Genomic DNA, 23,620 nt, shown 5'->3' on the forward strand with positions numbered 1-23,620 from the left:
TCGAGGTGCTCGACGTGCAACCGGCTGTTCCAGGCAGGATTGCACTCGGCCGAAGTCAATACGCCTCATACGCAGGGGAAAATCGCCGTTCCCCCGAACCATGAATGTCACGAAGGCAGCGCAACGCTGGCGCTGGCTGTCCCAAGGCATTGAAACGATCGACGTTCGGCAAGGCATCGGCCTACTTTCCAGCGTCACAGAAGGCGCGCTTCCCACACGCCCGCGATCGCCTCCATACCCGGCCAGACCGGGGACGCCGGGCCTGTCCGTAAGCGTGGCGGCCGGTGCTGCGCTTCCACATTCGATCGCCACAGTCTGATCGCACCGAACTCGATGCTGCTCGAAGCAAAATCGTGCGGCTCTGACATGGATCAGGGCGAGCAGGCCACGGCTGCGCAATAAGGCACTGCGGTTTGGCGCCCGCCGGAATTGGAAATCGGGGCTTGCGATGAAATTCGGCACAGAGATCGTCCTTCTAAGCCTGTTTGCGTTTGCGGCCCTGGTGGCTGCCGGCTTCGGCGTAGATGAACCTTTTCGGCGGCATATGTGGGTTTTGTTCTTCGCCGTGGCTGGCTTCACGGCGATTCTGTTGCGCAACACGGAGTTCAAGCCGGCAGTTCCGATCGACCCCGCCGCTTACATGGATGGGCCGATCCGCTACGGTGCCATCGCCACCGTATTCTGGGGCGTCGTCGGCATGCTGGTCGGCGTGGTCATCGCCCTGCAGCTCGCCTACCCGGATCTCAACATCCAGCCCTGGTTCAATTTCGGCCGTTTACGGCCATTGCATACGTCGGGCGTCGTCTTCGCCTTCGGCGGCAATGCGCTGCTCTGCACGTCGCTGTATGTCGTCCAGCGCACCTGCCGCGCTCGGCTGTTCGGCGGCGATCTCGGCTGGTTCGTGTTCTGGGGCTATCAGCTGTTCATCGTCATGGCCGCGACAGGCTACCTGCTCGGTATCACCGAGAGCCGCGAATACGCCGAGCCCGAATGGTATGTGGACCTGTGGCTGACCATTGTCTGGGTCGCCTATCTCATCCTGTTCCTCGGCACGATCCTGAAGCGCAAGGAACCGCACATCTATGTCGCCAACTGGTTCTACCTTGCCTTCATCGTGACCATCGCAATGCTGCATGTGATCAACAACCTGTCGATGCCGGTCTCCTTCCTGGGCTCCAAGAGCTATTCAGCCTTCTCCGGCGTCCAGGACGCCCTGACGCAATGGTGGTACGGCCACAATGCCGTCGGCTTCTTCCTCACCGCCGGCTTCCTCGGCATGATGTATTATTTCGTTCCCAAGCAGGCCAACCGACCGGTCTATTCCTACCGGCTGTCGATCATCCACTTCTGGGCTTTGATCTTTCTCTACATCTGGGCCGGTCCGCACCACCTCCACTACACCGCCCTGCCGGACTGGGCCCAGACGCTCGGCATGGTGTTCTCGATCATGCTCTGGATGCCCTCGTGGGGCGGCATGATAAACGGCCTGATGACGCTCTCGGGCGCCTGGGACGAGCTGCGCACCGACCCGATCATCCGCATGATGGTGATGGCCATCGCCTTCTACGGGATGTCGACCTTCGAAGGCCCGATGATGTCAATCAAGGCCGTCAACTCGCTCTCGCACTACACCGACTGGACCATCGGTCACGTCCATTCGGGCGCGCTCGGATGGGTCGGCATGATCTCGTTCGGCGCGATCTATTTCATGGTCCCGAAGTTATGGAACCGCGACCGGCTTTATTCGCTGCGGCTCGTCAACTGGCACTTCTGGCTGGCGACGCTTGGGATCGTCGTTTACGCCGCGGTGATGTGGGTCTCCGGCGTCATGCAGGGCCTTATGTGGCGCGAATACAACGAGCAGGGCTTCCTGGTCTACTCCTTCGCCGAAACCGTCGCCGCCATGCATCCCTACTACATCATGCGTGCCACCGGCGGCGCGATGTATCTGTCGGGCGCCCTCATCATGACCTGGAACATCGCCATGACCATCCTCGGCTACCAGCGCGAGGAGGATCCGATGCCGCGCTCCATCCCCGCCCTCCAGCCTGTGCGATCAGGAGCCAGAAAATGGGCCTGATGGACAGACACGCGGTCATCGAGAAGAACGCCACACTTCTTCTCCTCGGGTCCCTGCTGGTCGTAACAATCGGTGGTATCGTCGAGATCGCGCCGCTCTTCTATCTCGACAACACCATCGAGAAGGTGGAAGGCATGCGGCCCTATTCGCCGCTCGAGCTCGCCGGGCGCAACATCTATGTGCGTGAGGGCTGTTACCTCTGCCACAGCCAGATGATAAGGCCGTTCCGCGACGAGGTCGAGCGCTACGGCCACTATAGCCTGGCGGCCGAGTCGATGTACGACCACCCGTTCCAGTGGGGCTCGAAGCGCACCGGGCCGGATCTCGCCCGGGTCGGCGACCGCTACTCGAACGGATGGCACGTCCAGCATCTCACCGAGCCGCGTTCGGTGGTGCCGGAGTCGATCATGCCGAGCTACGCGTTCCTGAAGGACATGCCCATCGAGGTGAAGGATTTCTCGACGCATCTGATCGCCAACAGCCGTGTCGGTGTGCCCTATTCAGACGACATGATCGCTCATGCCAATGCCGATCTCATGGCGCAGGCCGATGCGAATGCCGACACATCGGGCCTGGAGAGACGCTATCCGAAAGCCAAGGTTGGGGACTTCGACGGCGATCCGCAGCAGGTCACCGAAATGGATGCGCTGGTCGCCTATTTGCAGATGCTCGGCACGCTGGTCGATTTCAGGACCTATGACGAAGCCGCCGGTTACCGCTGAGGAGAATGGCGATGACCTACAATTTCATGCGGGAGTTTGCCGACAGCTGGGGCCTGCTTGCCATGGCGCTTTTCTTCCTCGGATGCGTTGCCTTTGCACTTCGTCCCGGCAGCCGCAGGCAAGCCGAGAGAGCCGCTCACATTCCTCTCAAGGACGACTGATCATGGGCAGCGAGCATATCGACGAGGTTTCGGGTATCTCGACGACCGGCCATGAGTGGGACGGCATCAAGGAACTCAACAACCCGCTTCCCCGCTGGTGGGTCATCACCTTCTACATCACCATTGCCTGGGCGATCGGCTACACCGTCGTCTATCCGGCATGGCCGATGCTGACTTCCGCGACCAGGGGTGTGCTGGGGTATTCGAGCCGCAGAGACGTCAAGAATGAACTGGCGGCGGCCGAAGTGGCCAAGGGTAAATTTGTCGCTGCCATTCAGGCGAAGACCGTCTCCGAGATTACTGCCGACGATACGCTACGCGAATTCGCCGTCGCCGCAGGTGGCGCCGCGTTCAAGGTCAATTGCGTGCAGTGCCATGGCTCGGGCGCTCAAGGGTCCAAGGGTTTTCCCAACCTAAACGACGACGATTGGCTGTGGGGTGGCAACGCCGAACAGATCCAGCAGACGATTGCGCACGGCATCCGCTTCGCATCAGACCCGGATACGCGCCTGTCGGAAATGCCTGCTTTTGGCGACATCATCACGACGGATCAGATCAAGCAGGTCGGCGCCTATGTCGCAAGCCTCTCCGATCCTGTTCAGGACACAAGCCTGATCGAACTCGGCGCCAATGTTTTCGCCGAGAATTGTGCGGCCTGTCATGGTGAGAATGCAAAGGGCAACAGGGAGCTCGGCGCACCCGACCTGACCGACGCGATCTGGCTATACGGGTCTGGCGAAACAGCCATCGCCGCGCAGGTCCGCGCGCCGAAGCTCGGCGTCATGCCGGCCTGGATCGGGCGTCTCGGCGAGATCAAGGCCAAGGAACTCGCGGTCTATGTCCATTCGCTTGGTGGCGGAGAATAGGTACGCAGCCTATTCTCGTCCTCCCCCCCACCGCCAAGCGACGAGGCCCGGCGCGAGCCGGGCCTCGGCATCATCCAGAAACCGATGGGTCGCTGGTGACTGGAGCTTCTCGTGCTCGATAACACGCAAATAGAACGGCTCGAAGCCGATGCGGTCAACTCCGCCAAGACCCGTCAGCCGCTCTATGCCGCACGCAAGAAGATCTTCCCGGCCCGGGCCTCTGGCAGTTTCCGCCGCTTCAAGTGGTCGGTGATGGCAATCACGCTGGGGATCTACTACCTGACGCCCTGGCTGCGGTGGGATCGCGGGCCATTTGCCCCGGACCAGGCCGTGCTGGTCGATCTTGCCAACCGCCGCTTCTATTTCTTCTTCATCGAGATCTGGCCGCAGGAATTCTATTATGTGGCCGGCCTGCTGGTCATGGCCGGTATCGGCCTTTTCCTGATCACATCCACCGTCGGCCGGGCCTGGTGCGGCTATACGTGCCCGCAGACCGTGTGGGTCGATCTGTTTCTGGTCGTCGAGCGAGCCATCGAGGGCGACCGCAACGCGCGCATCAAGCTCGATGCCGGTCCCTGGACTGCGCGCAAACTCGTGCTGCGAACATCGAAACACGCCATTTGGCTGGTCATAGGGGTGCTGACCGGCGGCGCCTGGATCTTCTATTTCGCCGATGCGCCGACGCTGCTTGGGGAACTCTTCACCGGCACCGCCGCCCCCGTCGCCTACATCACCGTGTCCGTGCTGACGGCGACGACCTATACGTTCGGCGGGCTGATGCGCGAGCAGGTCTGCACCTACATGTGCCCATGGCCGCGCATCCAGGCGGCCATGCTCGACGAGAATTCCCTCACCGTCACCTATAATGACTGGCGCGGCGAACCGCGCTCGCGTCACGCCAAGAGGGTCCTTGCCGCCGGGCAGCCCGTCGGCGACTGCGTCGACTGCAATGCCTGTGTCGCGGTGTGCCCGATGGGGATCGACATTCGTGATGGCCAGCAGCTTGAATGCATCACCTGCGCGCTCTGCATCGATACCTGTGACGGTATCATGGACAAGCTCGGCAGGGAGCGCGGACTGATTTCCTATGCGACGCTGGCCGACTACAACGCCAATATGATGCTGGCGACCCCGGGCGGCTCCGGTTCAGTCAACCCGTCACTGGTCAGGAACGCTGACGGCCTGTTCTCCGACAATGTGGCCCGTTTCCATATCCGCAAGATCTTTCGCCCGCGCACCTTCATCTACATGGTCGCCTGGTCGGCGGTCGGTCTCGCGCTGCTCTATTCGCTGCTGACCCGCGCACGGCTCGAATTGAATGTCCTGCACGATCGCAACCCGCAGTTTGTGACGCTGTCCGACGGTTCGATCCGCAATGGCTACACCGTCAAGCTGCTCAACATGATCCCCGAACCAAGAACGATCATTGTCACGATGCAGGGCCTGCATGGAGCCGAAATGAGCGTTGTCGGCATCGACCTGCCGGCGGATCGCTCCTTTGCCATCCCGGTCGAACCCGACCGGCTGAAGATGCTCAAGGTTTTCGTGCGTGAGCCGGCAGATCAGGTTCGGGGTGCAGCGCAAAGCTTCAAGTTCCGGGTCGAAAACAAGGCAACGTTCGAGTCGGACGAATACACGGCCACTTTCAACGCACCGGAGATCGCCAGATGAGCGACACCTCGCGACAATCCCGCGAATTCACCGGCAGGCATATGCTGTTCACCATCCTTGGCTTCTTCGGCGTGGTCATAGCGGTCAATCTCACGATGGCGACGCTCGCCAACACGAGCTGGACCGGCCTTGTCGTCGAAAACACCTATGTGGCCAGCCAGCAGTTCAACAGGAAGGCCGAGGAAGGGCGCGCGCAGGCAGCCCTTGGCTGGACTGGCAAACTGACCATCGCAGGCGGTGAGGTCCGCTACAGCCTCACCGATGCTGTCGGCAAGCCGGTTGCCTTGCATGGCGTCAAGGTGCTGTTCCGTCATCCCGCCTACGAGGCCGAGGACAAATCCGTCACTCTTGAGGCTGCCTCCGGTCAGATATTCGCCGCGCACCACATGCCCAACGATGGCCTCTGGATCGTCGAAATCGACGCCGATGCGAGCCTTGCGGAACCCTATCGCGACGTTCGCCGGATCATGATTTCCCACGGGGCGCTGCAATGAGCTGCTGCGCGCCAGGCGCCGAAATGGCATTGGACCTGGAAAAGGTCACACTGGTCCTGCCTTCTGGCCAGGAAATCAGACTGGCGAGCCGCTCGATTGGCGAAAATCTTCGCCAGACCGACCTCTCGGTGCCGGCTGTGCATTGTGCCGCCTGCATCCAGACGATCGAGACGGCGATCGGCAAGCTGGATCGCGTCGAAGGCGCTCGTGTCAATCTTTCAACGAAACGTGTTTCGGTCCGGTGGCGCGGCGACGAGGTTCCGCCATTCGTCGCCACACTTGGACGGCTGGGCTATGGCGCGCACCTGTTCGATCCCGAGGCTGACGGGAAGGACAGGACGCTCTCGGAACTGATCCGCGCCGTCGCGGTCGCCGGCTTTGCGGCGGGCAACATCATGCTGCTATCAGTCTCCGTCTGGTCCGGCGCGCAAGGCGCGACCCGCGACCTGTTCCATTGGGTCTCGGCCTTGATTGCCATTCCTGCGCTCGCTTTCGCCGGCGGCATCTATTTTCGCTCGGCCTGGAATGCGCTGCGCCACAGCCGCATGAACATGGACGTGCCGATCGCGGTCGGGGTATCGCTCGCTTACGCCATGAGCCTCTACGAGACGATCAACCATGGCGACCATGCTTATTTCGACGCGTCGGTGTCGCTGCTGTTCTTTCTGCTGATCGGCCGCACGCTGGATCACGTGATGCGGGAACGGGCACGGACGGCCGTAAACGGACTGGCTCGGCTGGCGGCGCGCGGCGCCATGGTGCTGCGCGAGGATGGTTCGCGCGACTACTTGCCGGTTGGCGAGATCGAACCAGGAATGGAGCTCTTGATTGCGGCTGGCGAGAGGGTGCCCATCGACGGCAGGATCATTGGCGGGGCATCGGATCTCGACTGTTCCCTGGTTTCCGGGGAAAGCACGCCCAGAACGGTGGGCCCGGGGGCGCAGGTCCAGGCCGGTACACTCAATCTCACCGGTCCGCTGACCATCGAGGCGACGGCCGCCGCGAAGGATTCATTCCTGGCCGAAATCGTTCGGCTAATGGAAGCGGCAGAGGGCGGCCGCGCCCGCCATCGCAGGATCGCCGATCGCGTCTCCGCGCTCTATGCCCCCGTGGTCCACCTCACCGCCTTTGTGACGTTCCTCGGCTGGATGGCGGCGACCGGCGACTGGCACCGGGCAATAACAATCGCGATCGCCGTTTTGATCATTACATGCCCGTGTGCGCTCGGTCTCGCCGTGCCGATCGTGCAGGTGGTCGCTGCGCGGCGGCTGTTTGAAAGCGGCGTCATGGTCAGGGACGGCTCCGCCATGGAGCGCCTGGCGGGGATCGACACGGCATTGTTCGACAAAACCGGCACGCTTACGCTCGGACTGCCCAGGCTGATCAATGCGCCGTCCATCGATCCGACGATGCTCGCCATGGCGGCCGAGATGGCAGCGCATTCCCGCCATCCCTTTTCGAAGGCAATCGCTGGCAATGCAGCCTTTGCCGGCCAGCCGAAACTCGCGTCCGTCAGCGAGCATCCGGGCTTCGGCATCGAAGCCATCGCCGAGGGCAGTACCTGGCGGCTGGGTCGCCGCGGATGGCGTGAGTGGAAAGCTCGGATCGGCGGCGAAGGCAAACAAGGCTATGGCGGAACCGTTCTGACGAAGGACGGGGTCATTGTCGCGACTTTCGATTTCGAGGATGAGCTGCGTGCCGATGCCAAGGCGGCCATCGAGCAACTGAACGGCGCCGGCGTGTCGGTGGAGATGCTGTCGGGCGACACAGAAGCTGCCTGCGGCGAAGTCGCGGAAGCACTGGGCGTCGAGCGCTTCGTTCCCGCGTTGCTTCCCTCCGGGAAGGTCGAACACATCGAAGCATTGACGCGAACTGGCCACAAGGTGCTGATGGTCGGCGATGGGCTCAACGACACGCCTGCATTGGGCGCCGCACACGTTTCGATCGCTCCGGCCACGGCGGCGGATATCGGTCGCAACGCCGCGGATTTCGTGTTCCTGCGTAAAAGTCTTCTGGCGGTCCCACTTGCTTTAGACATTTCGCGGAAGGCCGGACGGCTGATCCGGCAGAACATCGCCATCGCGATCGTTTACAATGGCATCGCCGTGCCGGTCGCCATTCTGGGGCACGTTACGCCACTGATCGCGGCGGTCGCGATGTCCGCCTCGTCCCTCCTGGTCATCGGCAATGCGCTACGTCTGCAAGGTTTCGTGTCAAATGCATCGGTGCAAGATGCCCGACATGACAGGCGCTCGGACATTGGCGCACTGGCACAATCCTCATGACGACGCTCGCCTACCTCATACCTGTGGCCCTGTTCCTCGGAGCGCTTGGGCTGGCGGGGTTCCTGTGGGCCTTGAGGAGCGGCCAATATGAAGATCTCGATGGCGCCGCCGAGCGGATCCTGATCGACCGCGACGAGCCACGCAGTTGACCCAGCCTGCCCTGCGAGGACTCGCTCGATTATTTTCCGCGGTTGCTTCGCGTCATGCCGATTTCGGCGCGCGACGGGTGCGAACGGATCAGCCAGAATACGTTGCCGAACTTTCGGCCAGGAAAGGGCCGCACCGAACGGGAAGCCGGCCATTCCATGATGACCTGACCAGATCATGGTGTGGCGGTCGACCAGTCGACCGTGAACCCGCCGTTGCCGCGTTTATCGAGCCTGGTTGATCCACATCAGGGTTATCTCTTCATAGGCATGGTTTCATTGAGCATTTTTGAACGGAGAACGGATGTCTAACGGATGGTTAGGTCGCGTGGAGACGCTTGGGGAGATGAGCCGCAAACCGTGGATCGATTGCGATGCGTTCCAGTGCCCTTCGTCGCAGATAGCCGACGCAATGGCGGCACGCTGATGGCCGGCTCTGTCGATAGATTCGACGTTATTGTGGTCGGAGCCGGGCCGGTCGGACTTTCCTTCGCCGCGTCGCTTGCCCAGAGCCGACTCAAGGTGGCAGTGGTTGAACGGCAGTCGCTCGAAAGCCTGGCGAATCCGGCTTTCGACGGTCGCGAGATCGCGCTGACCCACGCATCGGTTGGAATCCTTCGCGAGCTCGGCGCCTGGGATGCCATCCCCGCTTCGGACAAATCACCGCTACAAGGCGCGCGCGTGCTCAACGGATCGAGCCCTTTCGCCCTGAGCTTCGATTCTCCCAGCGGATCTGGGGAACCACTCGGAATTCTGGTCCCAAATTCTCGGATCCGCGACGCCCTGTTCAAGATTGTCCGCTTCCAGGATCATGCCCGGCTACTGTGCGGCCACTCGGTCGTCAATGCAACAACCAGCCACAAAGAAGCAGTCATAACGCTCTCTGATGGCAGGCAATTGGCCGCTCGGCTGCTCGTTGCAGCGGATTCGCGTTTGTCCGCGACGCGCGACCTGCTCGGCATTGGCGCCGACATCAATCGGCTTGGCAACTCCATGCTGATTTGCCGGGTGAGGCACGAGCGCGCCCATCACCAGATCGCGGTCGAATGGTTCGATCACCATCAGACGATAGCGATGTTGCCGCTCATGGAAGGCGTATCGTCGCTGCTTCTCACTTTGCGCTCAAGCGAGGCCGACAGACTGCTTGCTCTCGACGACGATTTGTTCCTCATGGAATTGACGAGCCGGTGTCGAGGACGCCTCGGAGAGATGACCTTGGCAAGCACCCGCCATGCCTATCCGCTGGTCACGACCTGGGCGCACAAGTTCTGGGCTCCGAGTGCGGCACTGATCGGCGATGCTGCCCTCGGCATGCACCCGGTGACCGCGCATGGCTTCAACATCGGCCTCAGTGGCCAGAAGCAACTCGCCGATAGAATCCTGGCGGCATGTCGCGAGCGCCGCGACATTGCTGATCCCGACATGCTCGGCAGATACGAAAGCCGGCTGCGTCTGTCGGCGGCACCGCTCTATCATGCTACGAATGTACTTGTCGCTCTCTACTCAGGCGAGCACCCGGCGGCACGGCTTGCAAGACATGCAGGGCTTCGCTTTGCCCAATATCTTCCCTTTATCCGCCATGGCATTTCGGCCATGCTCAGGCGGTGAATCGCAGGCAGCGCTGCCGCTCTGGAACGCTATCTCGGCTTCCTTTTGTCTCGCCGGGCGCGTTGATGCCGTTGGCAGGGCTGCTTCCATGGTGACGTTGCCGATCCTGGGATGATTCGGATCAAGGCAGTGCGGGCAAGAGCTCGATGGTCAGACGGCAAGGCCAAGAGCAGACGTGCGCCCCGAAGACATGGTGAGCGCACTGGTTACCCCCGCTGGATAGTTAACCCGTCCTTCAGTGGGCCTGCGTAAGCTTGTCCTCGCGAACAACGATGGGAGCAAGCTGGTCCGTCCATGGCCCCGAAGAAAGTAGACACGCTGGAGGCCAAAATCCGTCAGGATCAGCTTGCTGACCTGAGGACCGGCCTCTTCGTGTCGATGCCGATAAGCGGTATCCTGTCAGGCCTGATTTGGGCGGTGCACGCCCTTTCTGGCAGCGGCTTTGCCGCTGCAATCTGGTTCCTGATCGTCAATGCGATAAATGCCGCCCGCCTTGCACTCGCGCGTTATCAGCTAAAGGAAACGGGGCGCCATGACGGTTTAGTGGGGGTTTTGCCGCGGCTTCGCTGGTTTGGCATCCTTGCTCTTCTGGCAGGGTTTGCCTGGTCCTTCCTGGCCGTCCTGACTGTTGGATACACGACACCTCAAGCACCGCTGCATCTGGTCATTCTGGCGGGCATTTCCGCTGGTGCGGTTACATACGGCAGTTCGTATGCCGCGGCGGCGACCAACTTCATCACACCTCCGCTCCTCATCACGGTGGGTTGCCTTTTGGCGAAAGGCAATTTTGAAGACTACATTCTGGCTTTTACCGTTCTGCTCTTCATGGGCGGCTTGGTTCGAGCTTCGTTTGTTGGGCAAGCGCGGTTCCGCGAAGCGAGCCGCCTGAGGCATGAGGCCGAGCGGCTTGCGGCGGAGATGAAGGCCAGTTCCAGGCAGGACCACCTGACGGCCCTTCTCAACAGGCGTGGCCTCGAACACGCTATCGGACGGTTCGAGACCGCGGATAGCCCCTTCGTGGCAATGCTGATTGATCTGGACGGGTTCAAATCCGTCAACGATACCTACGGTCACAGGACCGGTGATGAACTGCTTGTCAGGATCGCCCGCCGCATAGAGGAGGAAGCACCGGAAGGCTCAACGCTCGCTCGTATCGGCGGCGATGAATTCGTGCTGTTTTTTCCCTCAACGAGGGTTTCGCTTTCTGCCAGTGATCTCGCCTCCAATATCATAGCCAAAATTGCCCGCCCCTATATCGAGGTCGCGTCCGTCCGGGTCGGGGCATCAATAGGAATATACCTGGCGGAAAGCCCGGGCCTGACCGAAATGTTGTTGCGGGCGGATATCGCCCTTTATACGGCCAAGCGTCGTGGCAGGAACGAATTTTGCCTGTTCGATGCCGAACTCGACAGGGAACTGCAACGCCGCCAGTCCGTCGAACGGGACCTTCATTCGGCGATAAAGACGAGAAGCTTGCAACCTTGGTTCCAGCCGATCGTGAAACTCGACACCGAGGCCGTGGTCGGTTTTGAAGCCTTGCTGAGGTGGTCCCATCCGACTCATGGTGCCATCTCTCCACCCGAAATCATCACAGCTGCACGCGAAACCGGAATGCTTCAGCTGCTGACGCAAACCGTATTCGCCGACTGTTGTGCTTTTATCGACGGCTTGGTGAAAGCTGACTGTCGTAACGTTCGTGTGGCGATGAATGTTTCGCCGCGCGAACTGGAAGCCGGCGATATCGACGACATGGTTCTGGATGGTCTGGCGGCAAAAGGCCTCCCTGCAACGATGTTCGAAATCGAGATTACCGAAGAATCCCCGGTGGACCCGGACAGAGTGGATGAAAAGCTCGGACGGCTTTCACATGCCGGCATTTCCATCGCGCTCGATGACTTCGGCACCGGCTTTTCCACGTTGGCATCGCTCAAGGACAGTCGGATACGCAAGGTGAAAATAGACCAGGGCTTCATTCGCGGCTTGGCCAAGTCCCGAGAGGACCGACTGCTTGTCAAATCGGTCATCGATCTCGGTAACATGCTCGGGATCGAGGTCATGGCCGAGGGCGTCGAAACAGAGGCGGATCGGCAAACCCTGCACAAGCTTGGCTGCCGAACCGCTCAAGGCTTCCTGTTCTCCAAGGCTGTGCCTCTGAGCCAAGCACTAGAAATGGCAGTCAAACAGCACGCGAACCAGTTGTGACCGCTCCCGCCGCGCCGTCTCTCGCGGCCGTGCGCTCATGAATGGCGGGTATCTGAACGTCCTTGTTTGAAGAGCATGACAGTCCGTGCTGTGCGTCAGCCGGCGAACAGTTCCTTGTAGCCAGTCGTCACAATCCAGTTCGCACGGTCGATATGGCTGCGAAGAGCCTTGCGGGCGCGGACCGGTTCAATGGACGGGTCGATGCCGAGAATGAGATCGGCCATCTCCTCTTCGCTGGCGTTGTCGGCGCAGGCATCCAGGATCCGCAGGTAGATCGTGAAATGCTGCCTGTCGTAGCTCGTGAGGTTATCCGACCAGGGGACTTCGTCACACAGAGTTGAGCTTCGAGTCTCATCTGTTCCCATTGATCGATTCATGCCTGTTGCGAGCCTCGGCTGTTGAGCGCTGGATGCAACGCAGCATATCCCAAAATGGGATAATCCGAAACCGGGATTAGTCGCTGATCCGGTCTTTACCCGACCGGTTCGCCTACATGCCCAAGTCTCTTCGATCGCCCCGCCACCAGCGGTTTCTGGCCCAGTTGGTTTCCCTGCGCAAGGCCAAAGGCCTGACTCAGGCGCAGGTGGCCGAGAAGCTTGATCGTCCCCAATCCTTCGTGGCCAAGTACGAGGGTGGAGAGCGTCGTCTCGACGTCATCGAGTTTCTCGACTTAACTGCGGCGCTTGACGCTGATCCGTGCGAGATTCTGTCCAGCCTGCGGTCCTAGCGGGCGCCCGCGCGCCTAACGGCTCGCGCGGGTGCCGTGAACCGAGCGCGCTTTTCTTCGGCAAGCTGCCATTCCGCTGCGGGTGGTCTTTACTAGGCCATGCCGATATAGGATGATAATCCTAGGTGGGGCGATTCCTCAACGGAGATCGCAATGGTTAGGACCAAACTTTCCAAGCAGCTTTCACAGGCTGAAATCGAGCGCTTTCTGGCGGAGGCGGAACGGCTGCACAAGAGCATCGTCCAGCCGCTTCTATCACCTAGCAGCAACCATTACCGGGCTCTCCAACGCACCCATGAAGCGCTGTTAAAGACGGTGAAGGATATCACGGGTAAGGATGCGCCGTTCATTCAATGGTTCGGAACAGGACCGGTGAATTAGACCCGACTTGTAGACTCCACGCTGCAAACGTCCCATTCTCTCTACGGAGGGAAGGGGCGTGGGCAATCATCGCTTTCAAGACAACTCCTGGCTGGCTTTCTTGCCTTCGAATCGACCCTGCCGCTGTCGGCTGCAACATCAAAGCCAATATAAGCTACAAAACGGGCGAGCGCGTCTATCATGATCCCGGACAGGAATTACTGGGACACGCGCCTCAACCTGTTGAAAGGCGAGCGCTGGTTTTGTTCGGAGGAAGCCGCGCGCACGGCGGCGATGTCGTCGAGTTTCTCGACGTAACTGCGGCGCTTGACGATGATCCGTGCGAAAAATCTTTCCAGCCTGCCGTCCGGGCGGGCGCCCGCGCGCCTGATGACGCGCACCAGGTGCTCGTGAACCGAGCCCGCTTTTCTTCGGCAAGCTCAGGCGGTCTCGGCCATTCGGCTTCGCCCCTTGGCGTGGGCAGCCCTTCGGGCTGTGACGGCCGCCGCCCTTGCGGGCGGCGCGGTTTGTCTGTTGGCCTTTCCCGGTGGCGCCGGGTGGGCGGCACTCCCTTCTAGGCCCGCCGCGGCAGCCCGCAACCCTTCGCGTGCCGCTCAGGGTCCTCCTCTTCGTTCCGGTCCTTCGGATGCGGTCCGCCTCCCACGGCGGGCCTTTCCGGTCGCGACTCGCCGCCCACCCCGCTTCCGGGGAAAGGCGCGGCGATTGGCGAGCGGAGGATGAGACGATGCATGCAAACAGCAAGCGTTCCGCCAGCGGAGAGGCTGGCGCAGGCAAGGGCGGGCGCCCCGGCGCCAGCCTTTATCAGGAGATCACGGACTGCATCATTGCCGAGCTGGAGCGCGGCACCGTGCCATGGGTCAAGCCATGGGGCAGGGCAAAGGCAGGCCTTGGCCTGCCGAGGAATGCATCCTCTGGCCGCACCTATTCCGGCATCAATATCCTTATCCTGTGGGGCGCGGTGATCGAGCGCAGCTATCCCAGCCAGAACTGGCTCACCTTCCGGCAGGCGCTCGTCCTTGGCGGCAACGTCAGGAAGGGCGAGCGCGGCACGACCATCGTGCATGCCGACCGCTTTGTCCCCAAGGACGAGAAGGAGCGCGCACGCCACGAGGGCGATGAACCACAGGCCGTGCCTTTTTTGAAGCGCTTCACCGTCTTCAATGTCGCGCAGTGCGATAATCTTCCGGAAGACCTCTATGCCGCCGCCGAGCCGCTGCCTCAGTGCGAGATCGTGCCGCAGGCCGAGACGCTCATTCGCGCCAGCGGTGCGGATTTCAGGGTCGGCGGCGATCGCGCTTTCTACATGCTGGGCAGCGACCACATTCAGGTGCCGCCGCAGCCGGCGTTCCATCACCAGATCGACTATTACCGGACCTGCTTTCACGAGCTTGGCCACTGGACCGGCCACCCGACGCGGCTTGCTCGCGACCTCTCCGGCTCGTTCGGCTCCAAGGCTTACGCGCGTGAAGAATTGGTCGCCGAAATCACTGCCGCCTTCGTCTGCAGCAATCTCGGTATCGAGCCGACCGTGCGTCATGCCGATTACATCGGCTCATGGCTGAAGGTGCTGCGCGAGGACAATCGCGCCATCTTCCGTGCCGCCAGTCTTGCTTCCAAGGCCGCCGATTTCCTGCTTGGCCTTCAGGCCGATGCCGAAGGCGAGGCGCAGGAAGGGATTGCGGCATGACGATGCGCGATCCTCAACTGACCGCGAGCGAGCCGACGCCGCAAGGCGAGCAGATGCTCATTCCCGGTGTCCGGCCGATCACCACGCGCGATCGGCTCACCCTCCTGATGGACGCGCCGATGTGTCCGCGCGCGGCGCAAAAGCCGCTCCATATCGGCCTCTTCGATGAAGCCAGCAGAAATCAATTCGACCTGTTCTGACAAGGAGTCTTCTTTCCATGATCCTGATCACCGATCCACTGCGCGCACGACTGCTCGCCAATGGCGCCGCCGAGGCCGACATCGACCATTTTCCCGTTGTGAAACTGTTCGATCCGACAGGTGCCGCGACGTGGCTTCTGAGCGAACTCGACGCCGATGGCGACACGCTGTTCGGCCTTTGCGATCTCGGCTTCAGCTTCCCCGAACTCGGCAGCGTCAGTCTGGCCGAGCTTGCATCCGTAAAAGGTCCGCTTGGCCTCGGCATAGAGCGCGACCTGCATTTCCAGGCGCGCTATACGCTCTCCGTCTATGCCGAAGCCGCCCGCATTTGCGGCCACATCACCGATGCCGAGCGACTTCTGCGGCAGGCAGCAGACGCCCTTTCAAAGCCCCATTCCGAGCTTCCGTCCGGCCCGGCGGAACAGCAGCGCCGATAGGCGCAAAAACCGTCCCGCCGCGCCGGCCGTCGGCCTCTGCGGCGGGGACAACCTCACCAAAGCGAAGGAGAGTAGCCATGCAGCTTGCCCACATCCCCTTGGATCACCTCAACATTTCCGCGCTCAACATGCGCCATGGAAAACGCGCGCCCGACATATCCGACATCCTGCCGTCAGTGCGTGCGCGCGGCGTGCTGGTGCCTCTCCTTGTGCGGCCCAACGGCCAACCGGAAACCTTCGTGATCGTTGCCGGCAGGCGGCGCTATTTCGCCGCGAAATCGCTTGCCGACGAGCGCGGCGAAGGCGATCCCTTGCCCTGCGCCATCATGGAGGATGGCGACGACGCCGATGCGCTGGAAGCCTCGCTGATCGAAAACCTCGCCCGCCTCGATCCTGACGAAGTATCGCAATGGGAGACGTTTTCGCGGCTCGTCAGGCAAGGCCGCACCGTTCCAGACATCGCTGCGACCTTCGGCATCACTGACCTGAAGGTCAAACGCATTCTGGCGCTTGGCGACCTCTTGCCCAAAATCCGCGAAGCCTATCGCCGCGAGGAGATCGATACCGAGACGGTGCGCCATCTCACCATGGCGTCCAAGGCGCAGCAGAAGGACTGGCTGGCACTCTGTGCCGATCCCGATCAATACGCGCCGCGTGGCTTTCAATTGAAGCAATGGCTGTTCGGCGGCCAGTCGATTTCCACCAAGGTGGCGCTGTTTGCCATCGACGAATATCCCGGCCTGATCACCTCGGACCTGTTCGGCGAGGACAGCTATTTCGCCGATGCCGACCTGTTCTGGCAAAAGCAGAACGAAGCGATTGCCGCCAGACGCGACACCTATCTCAACGAGGGCTGGAGCGAGGTGGTGCTGCTGGAACCGGGCCAATATTTCCACCCATGGGACCACGAGAAGACCCCGAAGAAGAGCGGCGGCAAGGTCGTCATCACTGTCTCGCATCGCGGCGAGGTCGAGTGTCACGAGGGCTGGCTGTCACGCAAGGAAGCCCGCCGCGCCCGCGAGGGCGGCGAGCAAGAAGAAACAGCCGCCAAGCCGCCGCGCCCCGAACTCACCGGCCCGATGCAGAACTATCTCGATCTGCATCGCCATGCTGCCGTGCGTGCGGCCATGCTCGACCATCCCGCCGTGGCGCTGCGCCTCGTGGTGGCGCACGCCATCACCGGTTCCGGCCTGTGGCAGGTGCGCCGTGAGCCACAGCGCGCAGTCAACGAGACGGTGACTGCCAGCCTTGCCGGCTGCAAGGCTGAAGCTGCATTCGGCAAAAAGCGGCGCGAGGTGTTGGCCCTGGTCGGATCACCGGATGAGGATGGAGTGGTGGCCGGCAGCAATGGCGACGCCTTTGCTATCGCCGGCGTGTTCGCCCGCCTCTTGGCGCTGTGCGACGACGATGTCATGCGCGTTCTCACCCTTGTCATGGCCGAGACGCTTGCAGCCGGCAGCGCCGTCATCGAGGCGCTCGGCAACCATCTGAACGTGGATATGGGCGCATGGTGGGAACCGGACGATGCGTTCTTCGACCTCTTGCGCGACAAGGAAATCGCCAATTCGATGCTGGCCGAGGTCGGCGGCAAGCTGGTCGCCGACGGCAATGTCGCCGAGAAGGTCAAGACGCAAAAGAAGATCATCCGCGACTTCCTGGCGGGCGAGAATGGCCGCCTCAGGGTCGAGACCTGGCTGCCGCGCTGGATGAAATTCCCGGCCGAAAGCTACACCAGCCGCGGCGGTTTCCGCACCGCCGATCAGTGGGCACAAGTGCAGCCGCTGTTCGTCCGCGAATAATCGATCAGGACCCAAGCGGCGGTTCTTTCGAGTGCCGCCGCTCAGGTCGCGCGCGCCGCTCCGGACCGCGCCGGCTGCCGATCGGTCGTCTTGTCGAGCCGGTGCCGCGCGCGAGAAATCCCGACGCCAACTCGCCCCCATTTCGGCAGCCCTGCAGCGCCGGGTTGCTTGCTGAGGCGCCCCGCGCATGGGGCCAATTGTCCGATCGGGTTGCCGACAGAGCCCGCGCAGCCAGCCCCCTGCATTGCCGCCCCCGCTTGTGCCACCGATCGCGCCACCTGTCTCCATGTGTCTCAGGGACCATTCCCCTGCGGCTGGCTTGACGACCTATGGGCGGATCCGGCCCGCCCGAAACCCTCGCCAGCAGCTTTTTTCCCCGCCGCCTGCGGCGGCTTCCTCGCGCCGCTTCGCTTCAAAAAAGCTGCCCGCTCGGGTCCTCCGCTATCGCTGCGGCCGTCCCGGTTCCGGCGGTCCGGACGCGCCCATCACGGTCCGCCATCGCAGGGGAATGGTCCCCGGCGAGCACCAAAGGAGACTGAAAATGACCGCGATCGGATACGTCACCAAACAGGAAAACGGCGGCTACAAGGGCCAGCTCAAGACGCTCAGCGTGCGCGCCGACATCGACATCGTGCCCAATCAGGCAAAGAGCGCCGACACCCATCCCGACTTCCGGGTGCTGACGCAAGGGGTCGAAGTAGGGGCCGGCTGGATCCGCACCGGCGAGACCTCCGGCAAGGACTATGTGAGCCTGTCGATTGCCGCCCCGGAGTTCGGTCCGCGCAAGCTCTACGCCAATCTCGGCCGCGCCGCCGGCCAGGATGACGACGACACATACGCCATCATCTGGAACCCGGTCGACTGAACCGCCAGCCTCGAGCCCCGCGCCGCAACCGGCGCGGGGCTCTTCTCAAGAAGGGGCGGCGAAAACTCGCCCCCCACTCTTCGCCCGTCCCCGAAACGATCTCGCTCGCCGATCCTCGCCTTCGCTTGTCCGTAGCGAAACGAGGATCATCATGGACGACGAAAACGAACGCGCGGCCCGCGCGAAGAAGGGCAGTCCGTTTCTCAACACCGCGCAGGCCGCCTTCTATATCGGGCTATCCCAGCGCACGCTGGAGAAGATGCGGCTCAAAGGCGGTGGCCCGCAATTTCGCAAGCACGGCCGCTATGTCCGCTATCACATCGATGAGCTCGACGACTGGTCGAAGGGACGCGCGCAGGAGACCAGGCCCGAGGATGGCGAGCACGATTCCGGCTCGGCCGGTGAGGGAGGCCGCTCATGAGCCGGCGTCCCACCATCCGTCTGATCGGCAGCCAGCTGCGGCGCCTTCGGGCGCGCAAGACGATCGCGGTGGCGACGATAGGCCTCGGCCTAATCGGCTTCGCCACCTCCGGCAAACCATCGCCCTGGCTGGTCTGGAACGCCTCGGCAAGTGCCCCGGTCGGCCTCTACCGTGTCGCGACCGGATCACCGGCTCGTGGCGATCTCGTGCTCGTTCGCGCGCCAAAAACGGTCGCCGATCTCGCCGCCGAACGCTTCTATCTGCCCAGCAACGTGCCGCTGGTCAAGCGCCTTGCCGCGCTGCCTGGCGAGCATGTGTGCGCCTTCGGCGACGCCATCATCATCGGCGGCGAGATCGTCGCCCGCCGGCTGGCAACCGACGGCCAAGGCCGTCCGCTGCCTTGGTGGAATGCCTGCCGCAAGCTTGGCCAGGACGAGGTTTTCCTGCTCGGCAGCGATAAAGATCGCTCCTTCGACAGCCGCTATTTCGGGCCGGTGCCGGCCGAAAATATTGCCGGGAGGCTCGTGCCGCTATGGACCGAGTAACCCTCCTGATGCTCGGCATGGTCGCGATAGCGCCATGCGCCTGTTCCGCCGCGACCGACGCTCAGCCGGCCGCCATCTCCCGTGGTCCGCAGCTGGCAAGATGGCAGCACTACGTAGCTGAGGCAAGCCGGCGTTTCAGCATTCCACAACCCTGGATTTATGCCGTCATGGATGCCGAAAGCCGGGGGCAGACAATGCTGGACGGACGGCCGATCGCCTCACACGCCGGCGCCATTGGCCTTATGCAGGTGATGCCCGGCACCTACGAGGAGATGCGCGCAGAGCTTGGCCTGGGGGCCGATCCGTACGACCCTCGCGACAACATTCTGGCAGGCACTGCCTATCTGCGCGCCATGTATGACCGCTTCGGCTTTCCCGGCCTGTTTGCCGCCTATAACGCTGGGCCGGACCGCTACGAACAGCATTTGCAGCGTGGGCGACCGCTGCCCAGCGAGACGGTTTCGTATCTGGAAGAGCTCAAGGCTGCGGGGATTTCGGCCGCCGACATGGACGCGTTCACCGGCAAATCCCGTTCCGGAAAAGCGCCGGAAATCCCGTCCGGGCAGTCGCTGTTTTTCCTGCGAAACGGTGTTTCCGCGACCGATCCGAATGGCCAAATCGTGGTGCCGCTCGGATCGGAGCGAGCAAGGTCAGGCCGGCCGGATCGCAGGTGAGGGCAGGGGTACCGTGGGTCGGGCGGGGCAGGGAGGCAGGGAGGCAGGGAGGCAGGGAGGCAGGTCCGCGGAAGGCAAGATAAAGGCATCGCCTCCTGGAGGCGGCGAAGTCTTTGTCTGCACATCGTTTTCCACGGAGGCTGCCTTCAGCGTCAGGAGAGCTGCTGCCGACAAACCTCTGATATTGCTTAAGATTACTAGGAGGCTCAATGCAGGATGAAGAGTTCAAGCCGAGCCTGGGCAAAATCGGATCGCGCGGCTCGAAGGCAGGCAAGCGTTTCGCCGGCCAGATCCGCGCCGCGATCAACCGAGCCGGCGGCGGCAGCGGTCGCCGTGGCCGCTTCATCGGAAGCCGGGCGGGGCGCGGCGGGGCTGCTGCCGCCGTTCTCAGAGCGCGCGACCCCCACGCGGCGTTTCGGCAGCGGCGCACCGTCGTCAAGGCGCGTATCGTCAAGCTGGCCGGCAAGGGTGTTGACGGGGCACGTGCACACCTTCGCTACCTCCAGCGCGACGGCGTCACCCGCGAAGGCGAGCCTGGCGAGCTCTATAGCGCCGACAGCGACCGCGTTGATGGCAAGGCCTTCATCGATCGTGCCGATGGCGACCGGCATCAGTTCCGCTTCATCGTCGCCCCTGAAGACGGCATCGAGTATGATGACTTGAAGCCGCTCACGCGGCGCCTCATGGCGCAGATGGAAGAAGACCTCGGCACTAGGCTCGACTGGGTGGCCGTCGATCATTTCAACACTGGTCATCCGCATACCCATATTATCGTCCGCGGCAAGGATGACCGCGACGAAAACCTCGTCATCGCGCGGGACTACATCTCGTCTGGAATCCGTGAACGGGCGGCCGAGCTGGTCAGCCTCGACCTTGGCCCGAGAACGGACCGCGAGATCGAGCAACGCCTGCGCCAGGAAATGGAGCGGGAACGCTTCACCAGCATCGATCGGCAGCTGCTCCGCATGCGCGACCATGAGGGGCATGTCTCACCGGCCACCGGAGACACGTTTCGCCAGACGCTGCACCAGGGCCGCCTGCGCAAGCTCGAGCGGATGGGTCTGGCTGAGCAAGTCGGCTCGGGCCGCTGGCGCCTTGATGGCGAGCTTGAAGCGACGCTGCGCCGCATCGGCGAGCGGGGCGACATCATCAAGACAATGCACCGCGAACTGACCGGCAAGGGGCTCGCCCGCAGTGCCGCCGACTATGTTGTCCATGATCGATCTGCAGAGCAGATGCAGCCTGTCGTCGGCCGCATCGTTGCGCGCGGCCTGGCCGACGAAATCAATGACCGCCATTACCTCGTCGTCGACGGCGTGGACGGCAAAAGCCACTATGTTGATATCGGCAAAGGCGATGCCACCCAACCGACGCCAGAGGGCTGCATAGTGCGGGTCACGCGGAGGGACACCGGGCCAAGGCAAGTCGACCGCACAATTGCCGAGATCGCCACGGCCCATGACGGGCGCTACAGCGTCGATATCCATCTCAAGCATGACCAGTCGGCCACCGAACGCTTTGCCGAAACGCACGTGCGGCGACTGGAGGCGATCCGCCGGGCGACCGGTCGTGTCGAGCGCGAGCCGGACGGCACCTGGATCGTCGCACCGGATCATCTCGACCGTGTGTCTGACTACGAGCGTCAGCGGGCCGGGGCCGAGCCTGTCACGGTTGACAAGCTCTCATCGACGCCGCTGGAACAACAAGTCAGCTTCGACGGCGCCACCTGGCTCGATCGAGAGCTGGTTTCCGACATACCGGAGGCCTTGCACAGCTCTGGTTTCGGCCGCGATGTCCGAGAGGCGCAAGGCCGCCGACGGCAGTGGCTGATTGCGCAAGGTCTTGCTCGGGAAGAGCAGGACCGGATCGTCTATCGCGCCAACATGCTTTCGATGCTGCGCCAACGCGAGTTGAACCGCGTGGCCGGCCAGTTGTCGAACGAACTCGGTCTGCCCTATTCTGAAGCCCAGAGTGGAGATCGAATAGAAGGCACGCTCCGCCGCTCCGTCGAGCTCGCCGGCGGAAAATACGCTGTCATCGAGAAATCGCGCGAGTTCACGCTGGTGCCATGGCGGCCGGTGCTTGAGCATCATATCGGCAAGGAGGTTTCCGGCGTCGTGCGTGCAGAGGGGATTTCATGGACCATCGGCCGGCAGAGAAGCGGACCAAGCATTTCGTGACATGGCTACACAACTTCTTTGCCCGCGTTGAAACGGGTACTCAGTCCGGACGGAGTTCGCCTGCTAATTGCCCGCGGCATTGATCTCGCGAGGGATAAATGGCTGGTCGTGCAAGACTTATCGTTCGCTCTACAAAAAGCGCCCCAGTCATTCATCGTATTCCATGGTTCTGAGCCAAAACCCTCCTGCGCTACCACGGCACTCTTCCCGGTGCCACGGAAGCCCCGCCGACGACGGCGGTGCCGGCCTGGTTGCGCAGGGCTGCCCCCGACCCGAACAGTTGCGGCGCATGAGGACATTGCAATCACTGCAGGTGCGGCCATCGGCGCGCTCGATGCGATGGTCCGCCAGCTAGAGAGGTGGGCTGGCGCCTGGTGACAGCGCCTAGGGCTTTCGGCGGCCGCGGTACGGCGAGCAGGCTCGCGGCGTCGAGGATGAAGCCGCACTTCGCGATGTTCTTCTGCTCACACGACCGGGAGACGAGGTCGGCCCCGCGGGCCGGATGCTGTTGGCCGGGCGTGAACTGGCTGCCCATCCCGCTCAGGATCTTCTAACGGGAGAAACCTCGCTGCGGTGGGGAAGATTTCGGTCGACCCCGCGACGACGAGGCGGTCAGCGACCTGGCCAGACGAGCTCGGCAGCTTTCCGCTGCGGCATGGTGACCGGCGCGATCATGGCCGCCGAACGAGATCGCTTCGAACGCACCGTCGGATGCTGGCTCGCCGACGCTTTACTGGCTGGGTTGGGGCCATGCGGTGCCGCTACTGGGCACCGAGGCAGCTTTGGGCATGAGACCCGATCAATCGCGGCGGGCCCGGAGCGGCGCCGACCTGGCTGCTCGAAGGGAGAACACTTTACTGCGTGACCGGCCGGACCTGATTGCGATCTCGATTGGAATAAAGAAGAACGACGGCCGAATGGCAGGGTTGATCGCCAAGGTGCGCGATCTGCCGGCTGTCCTGCGCGCATGCGGCAGTCGCCACCATGAGCTTTACGACAAAATTGCCGGCACAGGCTGATTTCAAGAAGGTCTTGCTCTATGCTATCAGGAGGCGATCGCACGCAGCGCAAGATCGGCCAGTGCGGATGCTGGCCAAGCTGCCCGGCGCGTCGTGAGATGTTGCCCGTCGGATGGTGACGCTTTAGATCAGGCGGATCTCCACCCAGCGCCGCGCAGGTCGAACCCAGCGATTTTGTGGCACGCGCTCGAAAGGTGCTGCACCGCGGGAATTGCCGCCTCATCCATGCACTGCAAGAGTCACGAAAGGACGGTGACCCCCGAAGCAAAGTCCTATCCGTGGGCACTCACGTGCGCCTGATGCGCACGTATCCATCGTGCGCATGCGTTCCATAAACACAATCGATTTTACCGACCAAAGAGAATAGCGGATACCGCCCGTTTCTTGAGGAAGGCTTATGGAACGACCGGCGCCGCTTGACCATTCGAAACCAATCGAAGTTGGCCGGCG

Annotated in this window: 25 protein-coding genes; 23 read left to right on the forward strand and 2 right to left on the reverse strand. The window is 62.4% G+C overall.

Translation table 11 applies throughout. From position 1 onward, the window contains the following. Positions 1-448 precede the first annotated feature (448 nt). The 10 genes from ccoN (at position 449) to NKH21_RS10445 (ending at position 12,235) form a co-directional block, all read left to right on the forward strand. A complete protein-coding gene (ccoN, locus tag NKH21_RS10400) occupies positions 449-2,080 on the forward strand; it encodes a cytochrome-c oxidase, cbb3-type subunit I (protein ID WP_352864719.1) in 1,632 nt (543 codons plus the stop codon). Beyond that, complete coding sequence (gene ccoO / locus NKH21_RS10405) at positions 2,071-2,802, forward strand: cytochrome-c oxidase, cbb3-type subunit II (RefSeq protein WP_352493086.1); 732 nt, start codon at positions 2,071-2,073, stop codon at positions 2,800-2,802. Before ccoN ends, ccoO begins: the two co-directional genes overlap by 10 nt. Before the next feature lie 11 nt (positions 2,803-2,813). After that, a complete protein-coding gene (locus tag NKH21_RS10410) occupies positions 2,814-2,963 on the forward strand; it encodes a cbb3-type cytochrome c oxidase subunit 3 (protein WP_023679629.1) in 150 nt (49 codons plus the stop codon). 2 nt (positions 2,964-2,965) lie between these two features. Then, a complete protein-coding gene (gene ccoP, locus NKH21_RS10415) occupies positions 2,966-3,829 on the forward strand; it encodes a cytochrome-c oxidase, cbb3-type subunit III (protein WP_352864722.1) in 864 nt (287 codons plus the stop codon). Between the two features lie 111 nt (positions 3,830-3,940). Beyond that, positions 3,941-5,500, forward strand: coding sequence for a cytochrome c oxidase accessory protein CcoG (gene ccoG / locus NKH21_RS10420; protein WP_352864725.1), 1,560 nt, complete (start codon positions 3,941-3,943; stop codon positions 5,498-5,500). Then, positions 5,497-5,994: a FixH family protein gene (locus tag NKH21_RS10425; protein WP_352493089.1), complete on the forward strand. Its 498-nt coding sequence runs from the start codon at positions 5,497-5,499 to the stop codon at positions 5,992-5,994. Before ccoG ends, NKH21_RS10425 begins: the two co-directional genes overlap by 4 nt. After that, positions 5,991-8,279, forward strand: a complete 2,289-nt coding sequence (locus NKH21_RS10430; protein WP_352864727.1) for a cation-translocating P-type ATPase — start codon at positions 5,991-5,993, stop codon at positions 8,277-8,279. Before NKH21_RS10425 ends, NKH21_RS10430 begins: the two co-directional genes overlap by 4 nt. Continuing rightward, entirely contained in the window at positions 8,276-8,428 is a 153-nt protein-coding gene (ccoS, locus tag NKH21_RS10435; protein WP_023679633.1) for a cbb3-type cytochrome oxidase assembly protein CcoS, read from the forward strand. Before NKH21_RS10430 ends, ccoS begins: the two co-directional genes overlap by 4 nt. 423 nt (positions 8,429-8,851) lie before the next feature. Then, positions 8,852-10,033, forward strand: a complete 1,182-nt coding sequence (gene ubiM, locus NKH21_RS10440; RefSeq protein ID WP_352864929.1) for a 5-demethoxyubiquinol-8 5-hydroxylase UbiM — start codon at positions 8,852-8,854, stop codon at positions 10,031-10,033. Positions 10,034-10,327: 294 nt separating this feature from the next. Continuing rightward, positions 10,328-12,235: a putative bifunctional diguanylate cyclase/phosphodiesterase gene (locus NKH21_RS10445; RefSeq protein WP_352864729.1), complete on the forward strand. Its 1,908-nt coding sequence runs from the start codon at positions 10,328-10,330 to the stop codon at positions 12,233-12,235. Positions 12,236-12,330: 95 nt separating this feature from the next. Here the strand turns inward: NKH21_RS10445 and NKH21_RS10450 are convergent, their stop codons facing one another. After that, positions 12,331-12,600, reverse strand: a complete 270-nt coding sequence (locus tag NKH21_RS10450; RefSeq protein WP_352864732.1) for a DNA -binding domain-containing protein — start codon at positions 12,598-12,600, stop codon at positions 12,331-12,333. Between the two features lie 128 nt (positions 12,601-12,728). Here NKH21_RS10450 and NKH21_RS10455 point away from each other — a divergent pair, with 128 nt between their 5' ends. Both NKH21_RS10455 and NKH21_RS10460 read left to right on the forward strand, forming a co-directional pair. After that, positions 12,729-12,962 (forward strand): helix-turn-helix domain-containing protein, encoded by a 234-nt coding sequence (locus NKH21_RS10455; protein ID WP_023679646.1) that lies wholly within the window; start codon positions 12,729-12,731, stop codon positions 12,960-12,962. Between the two features lie 153 nt (positions 12,963-13,115). Continuing rightward, positions 13,116-13,343, forward strand: coding sequence for a hypothetical protein (locus tag NKH21_RS10460; protein WP_352864734.1), 228 nt, complete (start codon positions 13,116-13,118; stop codon positions 13,341-13,343). Positions 13,344-13,540: 197 nt separating this feature from the next. Here the strand turns inward: NKH21_RS10460 and NKH21_RS10465 are convergent, their stop codons facing one another. Beyond that, entirely contained in the window at positions 13,541-13,723 is a 183-nt protein-coding gene (locus NKH21_RS10465) for a hypothetical protein (RefSeq protein WP_352864737.1), read from the reverse strand. 344 nt (positions 13,724-14,067) lie between these two features. Here NKH21_RS10465 and NKH21_RS10470 point away from each other — a divergent pair, with 344 nt between their 5' ends. The 11 genes from NKH21_RS10470 to NKH21_RS10520 all read left to right on the forward strand — a co-directional run bounded on the left by NKH21_RS10470 (position 14,068) and on the right by NKH21_RS10520 (position 23,170). Beyond that, entirely contained in the window at positions 14,068-15,030 is a 963-nt protein-coding gene (locus tag NKH21_RS10470) for an ArdC family protein (protein ID WP_352864740.1), read from the forward strand. After that, on the forward strand, positions 15,027-15,230 hold the full coding sequence (locus NKH21_RS10475; protein ID WP_352864742.1) for a hypothetical protein: 204 nt from the start codon (positions 15,027-15,029) through the stop codon (positions 15,228-15,230). The genes NKH21_RS10470 and NKH21_RS10475 overlap by 4 nt, the downstream gene beginning before the upstream one ends. A 17-nt stretch (positions 15,231-15,247) precedes the next feature. After that, positions 15,248-15,667, forward strand: a complete 420-nt coding sequence (locus tag NKH21_RS10480; protein WP_352864745.1) for a DUF2958 domain-containing protein — start codon at positions 15,248-15,250, stop codon at positions 15,665-15,667. A 77-nt stretch (positions 15,668-15,744) separates the two neighbouring features. Further along, positions 15,745-17,466 carry a ParB/RepB/Spo0J family partition protein gene (locus NKH21_RS10485; RefSeq protein WP_352864747.1) on the forward strand — a complete coding sequence of 574 codons (1,722 nt, stop codon included), beginning with the start codon at positions 15,745-15,747 and terminating at the stop codon, positions 17,464-17,466. 541 nt (positions 17,467-18,007) lie between these two features. Next, positions 18,008-18,331 carry a DUF736 domain-containing protein gene (locus NKH21_RS10490; protein WP_023672372.1) on the forward strand — a complete coding sequence of 108 codons (324 nt, stop codon included), beginning with the start codon at positions 18,008-18,010 and terminating at the stop codon, positions 18,329-18,331. A 151-nt stretch (positions 18,332-18,482) separates the two neighbouring features. Continuing rightward, positions 18,483-18,752, forward strand: a complete 270-nt coding sequence (locus tag NKH21_RS10495) for a helix-turn-helix transcriptional regulator (protein WP_352864751.1) — start codon at positions 18,483-18,485, stop codon at positions 18,750-18,752. Continuing rightward, positions 18,749-19,297, forward strand: coding sequence for a signal peptidase I (gene lepB, locus NKH21_RS10500; protein ID WP_352864754.1), 549 nt, complete (start codon positions 18,749-18,751; stop codon positions 19,295-19,297). The genes NKH21_RS10495 and lepB overlap by 4 nt, the downstream gene beginning before the upstream one ends. After that, on the forward strand, positions 19,285-19,971 hold the full coding sequence (locus tag NKH21_RS10505; protein WP_352864756.1) for a lytic transglycosylase domain-containing protein: 687 nt from the start codon (positions 19,285-19,287) through the stop codon (positions 19,969-19,971). The genes lepB and NKH21_RS10505 overlap by 13 nt, the downstream gene beginning before the upstream one ends. 209 nt (positions 19,972-20,180) lie before the next feature. Beyond that, a complete protein-coding gene (gene rlxS / locus NKH21_RS10510) occupies positions 20,181-22,151 on the forward strand; it encodes a relaxase/mobilization nuclease RlxS (protein ID WP_352864758.1) in 1,971 nt (656 codons plus the stop codon). A gap of 460 nt (positions 22,152-22,611) precedes the next feature. After that, positions 22,612-23,016 (forward strand): hypothetical protein, encoded by a 405-nt coding sequence (locus NKH21_RS10515; protein ID WP_352864932.1) that lies wholly within the window; start codon positions 22,612-22,614, stop codon positions 23,014-23,016. Beyond that, positions 22,907-23,170, forward strand: a complete 264-nt coding sequence (locus tag NKH21_RS10520) for a hypothetical protein (protein ID WP_352864760.1) — start codon at positions 22,907-22,909, stop codon at positions 23,168-23,170. Before NKH21_RS10515 ends, NKH21_RS10520 begins: the two co-directional genes overlap by 110 nt. Positions 23,171-23,620 lie beyond the last annotated feature (450 nt).

This window comes from Mesorhizobium sp. M1329 (assembly GCF_040318035.1).
In the GTDB taxonomy this organism is placed as follows: Bacteria; Pseudomonadota; Alphaproteobacteria; order Rhizobiales; family Rhizobiaceae; genus Mesorhizobium.

Excerpts from the sequence above, each read along its gene's own strand:
- ubiM (WP_352864929.1), top strand. The coding sequence starts at position 8,852 with ATGGCCGGCTCTGTCGATAGATTCGACGTTATTGTGGTCGGAGCCGGG.
- NKH21_RS10495 (WP_352864751.1), top strand. The coding sequence starts at position 18,483 with ATGGACGACGAAAACGAACGCGCGGCCCGCGCGAAGAAGGGCAGTCCG.
- NKH21_RS10475 (WP_352864742.1), top strand. The coding sequence starts at position 15,027 with ATGACGATGCGCGATCCTCAACTGACCGCGAGCGAGCCGACGCCGCAA.
- NKH21_RS10490 (WP_023672372.1), top strand. The coding sequence starts at position 18,008 with ATGACCGCGATCGGATACGTCACCAAACAGGAAAACGGCGGCTACAAG.
- ccoP (WP_352864722.1), top strand. The coding sequence starts at position 2,966 with ATGGGCAGCGAGCATATCGACGAGGTTTCGGGTATCTCGACGACCGGC.
- ccoS (WP_023679633.1), top strand. The coding sequence starts at position 8,276 with ATGACGACGCTCGCCTACCTCATACCTGTGGCCCTGTTCCTCGGAGCG.
- NKH21_RS10455 (WP_023679646.1), top strand. The coding sequence starts at position 12,729 with ATGCCCAAGTCTCTTCGATCGCCCCGCCACCAGCGGTTTCTGGCCCAG.
- NKH21_RS10430 (WP_352864727.1), top strand. The coding sequence starts at position 5,991 with ATGAGCTGCTGCGCGCCAGGCGCCGAAATGGCATTGGACCTGGAAAAG.
- ccoO (WP_352493086.1), top strand. The coding sequence starts at position 2,071 with ATGGGCCTGATGGACAGACACGCGGTCATCGAGAAGAACGCCACACTT.
- NKH21_RS10505 (WP_352864756.1), top strand. The coding sequence starts at position 19,285 with ATGGACCGAGTAACCCTCCTGATGCTCGGCATGGTCGCGATAGCGCCA.
- rlxS (WP_352864758.1), top strand. The coding sequence starts at position 20,181 with ATGCAGGATGAAGAGTTCAAGCCGAGCCTGGGCAAAATCGGATCGCGC.
- NKH21_RS10410 (WP_023679629.1), top strand. The coding sequence starts at position 2,814 with ATGACCTACAATTTCATGCGGGAGTTTGCCGACAGCTGGGGCCTGCTT.
- NKH21_RS10480 (WP_352864745.1), top strand. The coding sequence starts at position 15,248 with ATGATCCTGATCACCGATCCACTGCGCGCACGACTGCTCGCCAATGGC.
- NKH21_RS10460 (WP_352864734.1), top strand. The coding sequence starts at position 13,116 with ATGGTTAGGACCAAACTTTCCAAGCAGCTTTCACAGGCTGAAATCGAG.
- NKH21_RS10485 (WP_352864747.1), top strand. The coding sequence starts at position 15,745 with ATGCAGCTTGCCCACATCCCCTTGGATCACCTCAACATTTCCGCGCTC.
- ccoN (WP_352864719.1), top strand. The coding sequence starts at position 449 with ATGAAATTCGGCACAGAGATCGTCCTTCTAAGCCTGTTTGCGTTTGCG.
- NKH21_RS10450 (WP_352864732.1), bottom strand. The coding sequence starts at position 12,600 with ATGGGAACAGATGAGACTCGAAGCTCAACTCTGTGTGACGAAGTCCCC.
- NKH21_RS10425 (WP_352493089.1), top strand. The coding sequence starts at position 5,497 with ATGAGCGACACCTCGCGACAATCCCGCGAATTCACCGGCAGGCATATG.
- NKH21_RS10470 (WP_352864740.1), top strand. The coding sequence starts at position 14,068 with ATGCATGCAAACAGCAAGCGTTCCGCCAGCGGAGAGGCTGGCGCAGGC.
- lepB (WP_352864754.1), top strand. The coding sequence starts at position 18,749 with ATGAGCCGGCGTCCCACCATCCGTCTGATCGGCAGCCAGCTGCGGCGC.
- NKH21_RS10445 (WP_352864729.1), top strand. The coding sequence starts at position 10,328 with ATGGCCCCGAAGAAAGTAGACACGCTGGAGGCCAAAATCCGTCAGGAT.